The following is a 6,843-nucleotide window of genomic DNA, read 5'->3' on the forward strand; positions in this document are numbered from 1 at the left end:
GTGTAAAGCCCGGCCTTGGCGACCCCGATCAGGACCTCGCGCAGCACGGTCGGATAGAGAACACAGGCGTCGAGGACGGCCTTCATCCGTCGAGCCGGAAGAACAAAGCCTTGAGATAACCGCTTTCGGCCAGTTGCGGCAGTTGCGGATGGTCGGGCCCGGCGAAGCCGGTATGCAGCAACTGCCCCCGCCGCCCGCCACGCCCGATGCCGCGCGCCGAGGCATTGCGGAACTGCGTAAGGTCAGCGGCATGCGAGCAGGAGCAAAGCACAAGATAGCCCCCCGGCGCCACCAAGGGGGCCGCAAGCCGCGCCACCCGTTCATAGGCGCGAAGTCCTGCCTGAAGCGTGGGTTTGGTCGGCGCGAAGGCGGGCGGATCACAGACGACGAGGTCGAACTGCGCCCCCTCCTGTCCCAAAGCCTCCATCGCCGCGAAGGCGTCGCCCTTGCGGGTGTCGAAGCGCGCGCCAAAGCCCGCTGCGTCTGCCCCCTGCCCGGCCAGTTCGAGCGCGGCTGCGGACGAATCGACCGCCAATGCGCTATCCGCCCCGCCCGCCAGGGCCGCCAGGGCAAAACCGCCGACATGGGAAAAGACATCGAGCATGCGCCCGCCAGCCCCCAGCCGGGCGGCAAAGGCGTGGTTGTCGCGCTGATCAAAGAAAAGGCCCGTCTTCTGCCCGCCGATCAGGTCGGCCATATAGGTCGCGCCGTTCATCGGAACCGGAATGGCCGCATCGAGCTTGCCCGACAGGATGGCGGTTTCCTCCTCCAACCCCTCCAGCCCGCGCGCACGACCGGTTCCGTTCTTGATGATCGTCGTGATACCCGTCACATCGGCCAATGCGCCCGCAAGGTCGCCGATCATGATCTCTGCCCAGGCGGCATTGGGCTGGATCACCGCGGCATCGCCGAACCGGTCGATGATGACGCCGGGCAGACCGTCGGCCTCGGCATGGACCAGCCGATAGAATGGCGCTGCATAAAGACGGTCGCGCAATGACAAGGCCCGCGCAATACGTGCGGCGATCCAGTCGCGATTGATGACCGCTTCTGCATCACGGTCCAACATCCGGGCGATGATCTTCGACTTCGGATTGACCGTGACAACACCGAGCGGCCGCCGCTCGGCATCCTCAAGAACCGCGATTGTGCCGGAGGTCAGCGCTTGCGTGCGCCGGTCGGTCACCAGTTCATCGGCATAGATCCAGGGAAATCCATGGCGGATCGCACGGGCCTCGGCTTTCGGGCGCAGGCGGACAATAGGCAGGGCATCGGTCATGGGGGTCCCTTTGGGGCTTGGGTTCCCCACCCCTCTAGTCGCATCACCGCCCGGAGGAAAGACCGGTCGGGACGGCAATCTGTGCCATTCCACCCATCTGACGATCACCCGCCGCCGACTACATTGGCAATTCAGCCCGCGTCACGCATAAAAGAGGGAAGGCCGTCATAGGGGGCCGCATGGCGGCGCGCCTAGCATCGCTATTGGGAATAGACTTGTTAGCGCTAACATATCATGGTATTGCGCGCCCGTCCGGATAGACTTCCCCGCACGAAACCGTCAGGAGCCACCGATGCCGATCAACAGCCGCCTTGCCGAGATTACCGACCGGATCGCGAACCGCTCGGCCCCGACGCGGGGGGACTACCTCGACCGGATCGCGCGCGCTGCGGAAACCGGCCCGGCCCGCGCCCATCTGAGCTGTTCCAATCAGGCCCATGCCTATGCCGCAATGGATGGCGACAAGGCCGATCTGGCCGAAGGGCGGGTGGCGAATATCGGGATCGTCACCGCCTATAACGACATGCTTTCGGCGCACCAGCCCTATGAGGATTACCCCAAGCTGATCCGCGCCACCGCCCGCCGTCTTGGCATCACGGCGCAAGTCGCAGGCGGGGTTCCGGCGATGTGCGACGGGGTTACGCAAGGCCGCGCGGGGATGGAGCTCAGCCTTTTTTCCCGCGACGTGATCGCGCTCTCCGCCGGCGTCGCGATGAGCCACGATTGTTATGACGCCGCCCTCTATCTCGGCATCTGCGACAAGATCGTGCCGGGCCTTGTGATGGCCGCCGCCACCTTCGGCCATGTGCCCGCCGTTTTCGTCCCCGCAGGGCCGATGACCTCGGGCCTGCCCAATGATGAAAAAGCCAAGGTGCGCCAGAAGTTCGCCGCCGGAGAGGTCGGGCGGACCGAACTGATGCAGGCCGAGATGGCCTCCTATCACGGGCCGGGCACCTGCACCTTCTACGGTACCGCGAATTCGAACCAGATGCTGATGGAATTCATGGGCCTGCACCTGCCGGGGGCAAGCTTCGTCAACCCGAACACCCCCCTGCGCGAGGCGCTGACCACCGCCGCCATCGAACGCGCCGCGGCGATCACCGCCCTTGGCAACGATTTCCGCCCGGCGGGCGAGATCCTTGACGAACGCGCCTTCGTCAACGGCATTGTCGGGCTGATGGCGACGGGCGGGTCGACCAACCTCGTCATGCATCTGCCCGCGATGGCGCGGGCGGCGGGGGTGGCGCTGGAATTGCAGGACTTCGCCGATATCTCGGCCATTGTGCCCTTGATGGCCAAGGTCTATCCGAACGGTCTGGCGGATGTGAACCATTTCCACGCGGCGGGCGGGCTTGGCTACATGATCGGCGAATTGCTCGACGCGGGGCTTCTGCATGACGACGTCAAGACGATCATGGGCGACGGGCTGCATCGCTACACCAAGGAACCCGTCCTGACCGATGGCGCCCTGACCTGGCGCGACGGTCCGAAGGACAGCCTGAACAGCCGCATCCTGCGCCCTGCTGCCGATGCCTTCGCGCCGCAGGGCGGTTTGAAGCAACTGACCGGCAATCTCGGCACCGGGGTCATCAAGGTCTCGGCCGTCGCGCCCGAGCGCCATGTGATCGAGGCCCCGGCCCGCATCTTTTCCGATCAGGATGAGGTCAAGGCGGCGTTCCGAAACGGCGAATTCACCGCCGACACGATCGTCGTCGTCCGCTTTCAGGGCCCGCAGGCCAATGGCATGCCGGAACTGCATTCGCTGACGCCGGTGCTTGCGGTTCTGCAGGATCGTGGGCTGAAAGTGGCGCTTGTGACCGATGGCAGGATGTCGGGTGCCAGCGGCAAGGTGCCAGCCGCGATCCATGTCAGCCCCGAAGCCGCCGCGGGCGGCCCGCTCGCGCGGCTTCAGGACGGCGATATCGTCCGGCTCGACGCGACCGCAGGCACGCTTGACGTCACAGGGGTCGATCTGGCCACCCGCGCCCCGGCCATGCCCGACCTTTCGGCCAATCACCACGGCACCGGGCGTGAACTTTTTGAGACCTTCCGCCGCCATGTCGGTGCCGCGACCGACGGGGCGTCGGCCATCCTCTGAACCATCCGGGCTTCTTCATTGCCCAAATACCCCCGCCGGAGGCGTCCCGACCTTCCGGCAAGCGACACGGGAAAGGACCAAGTGATGACCCCCGAAGAGCAAAGCCGCCGCGCCGCCGATATCTGCGCAAAGGCCCCGGTTGTCCCGGTCCTCGTGATCGAAGACGCCGCCAAAGCCGCCGATCTGGCCCGCGCTTTGATCGCGGGCGGATTGCCCGCTCTGGAGGTTACCCTGCGCACGCCCGCAGCCCTCGACGCGATCCGCGCCATGGCCGGGGTGCCGGGCGGCATCGTCGGCGCTGGCACCCTGCTGACGCCCGAGGATGTGAAGGCCGCAAAGGCCGCGGGTGCCACCTTCGGCGTCTCGCCCGGCGCGACCGACAGGCTTGTTCAGGCCTCGATCGACGAAGACCTGCCGCTTCTGCCGGGGGCCGCGACCGCGACCGAGGTCATGGCGCTTCTTGAAAAGGGCTACACAATCCAGAAATTCTTCCCGGCCGAGGCTTCGGGTGGGGCGAAGGCGCTAAGCGCAATCGGCGCACCGATCCCGCAGGTCAGGTTCTGCCCGACCGGCGGGGTCAGCCCGAAGAATGTCGGCGACTACCTGTCGCTTTCGAATGTGATCTGCGTCGGTGGAAGCTGGGTCGCGCCGAAGGACATGGTTGCCACGGGTGACTGGGCGGGGATCGAAGCGCTGGCCCGCGAAGCGGCCGCTCTGGCGCGTTGATCCTCAGCGCGAGGCGCGCTCCCCCAACAGGGCGCGCCGCAAGGCCTCGGGCGTGCCTGCGGTTTCACTGATCAGAAGCCAGGCCACGGATATGAAGACGCAGAACCGCGCAAGCACCGCCCCCACGCCGTAGCTGCCCGGCGTCTCGACCCCGGCAAGGGCAAGCAGCACGATTGCGATCTCGGTCGATGCGACTGCAAAGACGGAAAAGACGGCGGCATAGCGCAGCTGATGGCGGCGATATTCCAGAAGCCGCCCCACGGATCCCTTTCCCGCACCGTGCCACGGGCCTGCTGTCGCGGCCGCAGTGGCGGCCCCAACGGCGACCACAAAGGCCAGCAACACAAGCCCCTGCATGAGAAACGCCGCATAGGACGGCTGACGGGATACGGCGAGAAGTCCCAGCACGACGGCAAGACCGCCTCCTGCGATGTAAAACCCCAGGAAGACTTGTAGCGGACTTACGCGATTCACTCGTTCAGACATCGGACACCCCGGCAATGCGCCCAGTCAGCCGCATCACTTTGGCACCGAAAAGGCCGTGATATGGTCAGGGCGGGGCAGAACCGGCGGAATCAGTTGCCGTCCAGATGCTGCATCCGGGCCGCCCGACCACCGCGCCGCGCGGGCGCGGCGGGTGCCGTCAGACCCGATGTGAGCACCGCCGTCATCGGATGATCCGGCCAGTCCGGCCCGTAATGCGACAGCAGAACACGGATCGCCTCGACCGTCTCGACCCCCGGCTTGAGGCTCAGTGCCCAGTCGAGAAAGATCGACCGGCATTCTGATGCCTTGATCCCCTCGATCGCATAGCTTTCACGGACCAGCCCCTTGGGGTCCGCCAGTGACATTTCCATGACTTTCCTCGCCATCGGTCCATCCCGTTCGCCTGTCATCCTGCGCCACCTTCCGGCAGCCCAAGGCATTGCGCGATAATCGACGCAGCGCGGGCCGTGTGGCCTTCCAGCCGCGACGCCATCTGGTCAAGTTCCGACGCGCCGGTTTCCCGCAGAAGGAAAGCCTGCCCCCCTTCGCCGATCACGTCGATATCAAGCTGGCTCTGGGTCAGAAGCCGTCCGCCCGCCTGCAGCCGCCACAGGTACCGGTAGGCTTCCTGCAAAGCGGCTTCATCTTCCTTGCTCAGATGGCCGCCCCGCAGGCCTGAGCGCAACTGCGCCTCTACCCGCCGGGCCGGCGCGGCCGAGCGCAAGGCGCATGTCTGCGCCAGAAGTTCGATATCCTGCAACCGACCGGGGCCGATCTTGGCCTCCCATGCGCCATCGGCGGCCTTGGCCGAAAAAATGCGTTCGCGCATCTCTGCGACATCGGACAGGACACGGTCCGCCTTGCCCTTCTCCACCAATATTGACAAACGCGCGGTGTCGACCTCCAAGGCCAGATCCGGTGCCCCGGCGACCGGGCGGGCGCGGGTCAGCGCCAGATGCTCCCAGGTCCAGGCCTCATCCATCTGATAACTGGTGAAGGACTGGAGCGAGGTCGCGACCGGCCCCTTGCGGCCCGAGGGACGCAGCCGCATATCGACCTCGTACAGCCGCCCATCGGCCATCGGCGCGGACAGGGCCGTCACCAGCGCCTGCGTCAGCCGCGCGTAATAGGCGCGTGCGGCCAAGGGGCGCGGACCCTCCGATGCCTCGACCCCGGCGGCGTCATAGATGACGATGAGATCCAGATCGGAATGCGCGTTGAGACGTTCCGCCCCAAGCGAGCCCATGCCCAGAACCACCGCCCCGCGCCCCGGCGGCGGCCCATGCTTGCGCGCAAATTCCTCTACGCAGACCGGCCAGAGCGCGGCCAGAATCGCACCCGCGAGGTCGGCATATTCGCGCCCGGCCTGCCCCGCATCGATCAGGCCGCGCAGGTGATGCACCCCAATGCGGAAATGCCATTCCCGCGCCCAGATCCGTGCCGCCCCCAGCCGCCATTCGTAATCATCGCGTTCCGCCAGCCGTTTGGTCAGCGCCTCGGTCAAGGGTCCAAGCCCAGGCCAGGGCGCGAAGAAATCGCCCCCCAGCACGGCGTCGAGCACCGCCGCGTTTCGTGACAGATAGGCGGCAAGGCCCGGTGCCGTCGCACAGATATCGACGATCAGGTCAATCAGTTGCGGGTTGGCCTCGAACAGCGAAAAAAGCTGCACGCCCGCAGGCAGGCCCGACAGAAAGCCGTCGAATTGCCTGAGCGCCTCCCCCGGGCTCGCCGCCCGGTCGAGCCGCGAGAGGATTTCCGGCTGCACCCGTTTGAAGATCGCCACCGCGCGTTCCGACCTGAGCGCCGGATAGGATCGCCAGCCATCAACGATCTCCTGCATCTCCGGCGTCATCTCGGGGCCGGAAGCGGTCTCGGCCGGGGCAAAGAAGCCCTCGGTCAGCTCGGCCACCCGTTCCAACCGTGCCTTCAGCGCCGTGCGGAAGGCCCCGGTATCAGCCTCGCCGCACATCCGGGCGATGCGGTCGAACCCGTCCCCGGTCGTCGGCAGGTCATGGGTCTGGACATCACCCTCCATCTGCACCCGATGCTCCACCTCGCGATGGGCCCGATATTGCGTCGTCAGTTCCTCTGCATCGGCGGTAGACACCCAACCCTTGGCCGCGAGCGCCGCCAGCCCGCCCACCGTGTCGCGCGCCCGCAGAGAGGCGTCCCGGCCACCCGCGATGATCTGACGGGTCTGGGTAAAGAATTCGATCTCGCGGATACCGCCCGCGCCCAGCTTCATGTTGTGGCC

Annotated in this window: 6 protein-coding genes and 1 pseudogene; 2 read left to right on the top strand and 5 right to left on the bottom strand. The window is 66.4% G+C overall.

The window, feature by feature from the left end; genetic code table 11:
- Together WBB85_RS14030 and WBB85_RS14035 are read right to left on the bottom strand one after the other, a co-directional pair.
- Positions 1–86 (bottom strand): annotated as a pseudogene (locus WBB85_RS14030) (RSP_2648 family PIN domain-containing protein); the annotation flags it as partial.
- Positions 83–1,279, bottom strand: a complete 1,197-nt coding sequence (locus WBB85_RS14035) for an RSP_2647 family RNA methyltransferase (RefSeq protein WP_432639230.1) — start codon at positions 1,277–1,279, stop codon at positions 83–85. The pseudogene WBB85_RS14030 and the gene WBB85_RS14035, both read right to left, overlap by 4 nt.
- A gap of 292 nt (positions 1,280–1,571) precedes the next feature.
- Between WBB85_RS14035 and edd the strand changes: the two genes are divergently transcribed.
- Positions 1,572–3,377 carry a phosphogluconate dehydratase gene (gene edd, locus WBB85_RS14040; RefSeq protein WP_432639231.1) on the top strand — a complete coding sequence of 602 codons (1,806 nt, stop codon included), beginning with the start codon at positions 1,572–1,574 and terminating at the stop codon, positions 3,375–3,377.
- Positions 3,378–3,461: 84 nt separating this feature from the next.
- Positions 3,462–4,103: a bifunctional 4-hydroxy-2-oxoglutarate aldolase/2-dehydro-3-deoxy-phosphogluconate aldolase gene (eda, locus tag WBB85_RS14045; protein WP_432639232.1), complete on the top strand. Its 642-nt coding sequence runs from the start codon at positions 3,462–3,464 to the stop codon at positions 4,101–4,103.
- 3 nt (positions 4,104–4,106) lie between these two features.
- Here eda and WBB85_RS14050 read toward each other — a convergent pair whose 3' ends face one another.
- The 3 genes from WBB85_RS14050 to WBB85_RS14060 form a co-directional block, all read right to left on the bottom strand.
- Complete coding sequence (locus WBB85_RS14050; RefSeq protein WP_432639233.1) at positions 4,107–4,511, bottom strand: hypothetical protein; 405 nt, start codon at positions 4,509–4,511, stop codon at positions 4,107–4,109.
- Positions 4,512–4,678: 167 nt separating this feature from the next.
- Positions 4,679–4,960, bottom strand: coding sequence for a hypothetical protein (locus tag WBB85_RS14055; protein ID WP_432639235.1), 282 nt, complete (start codon positions 4,958–4,960; stop codon positions 4,679–4,681).
- A 35-nt stretch (positions 4,961–4,995) separates the two neighbouring features.
- Positions 4,996–6,843 (bottom strand): glutamine-synthetase adenylyltransferase (locus tag WBB85_RS14060; RefSeq protein WP_432639234.1); only part of this gene is annotated, 1,848 nt, incomplete at its 5' end.

This window comes from Albidovulum sp. (assembly GCF_049646345.1).
Classification (GTDB): Bacteria; Pseudomonadota; Alphaproteobacteria; order Rhodobacterales; family Rhodobacteraceae; genus Albidovulum.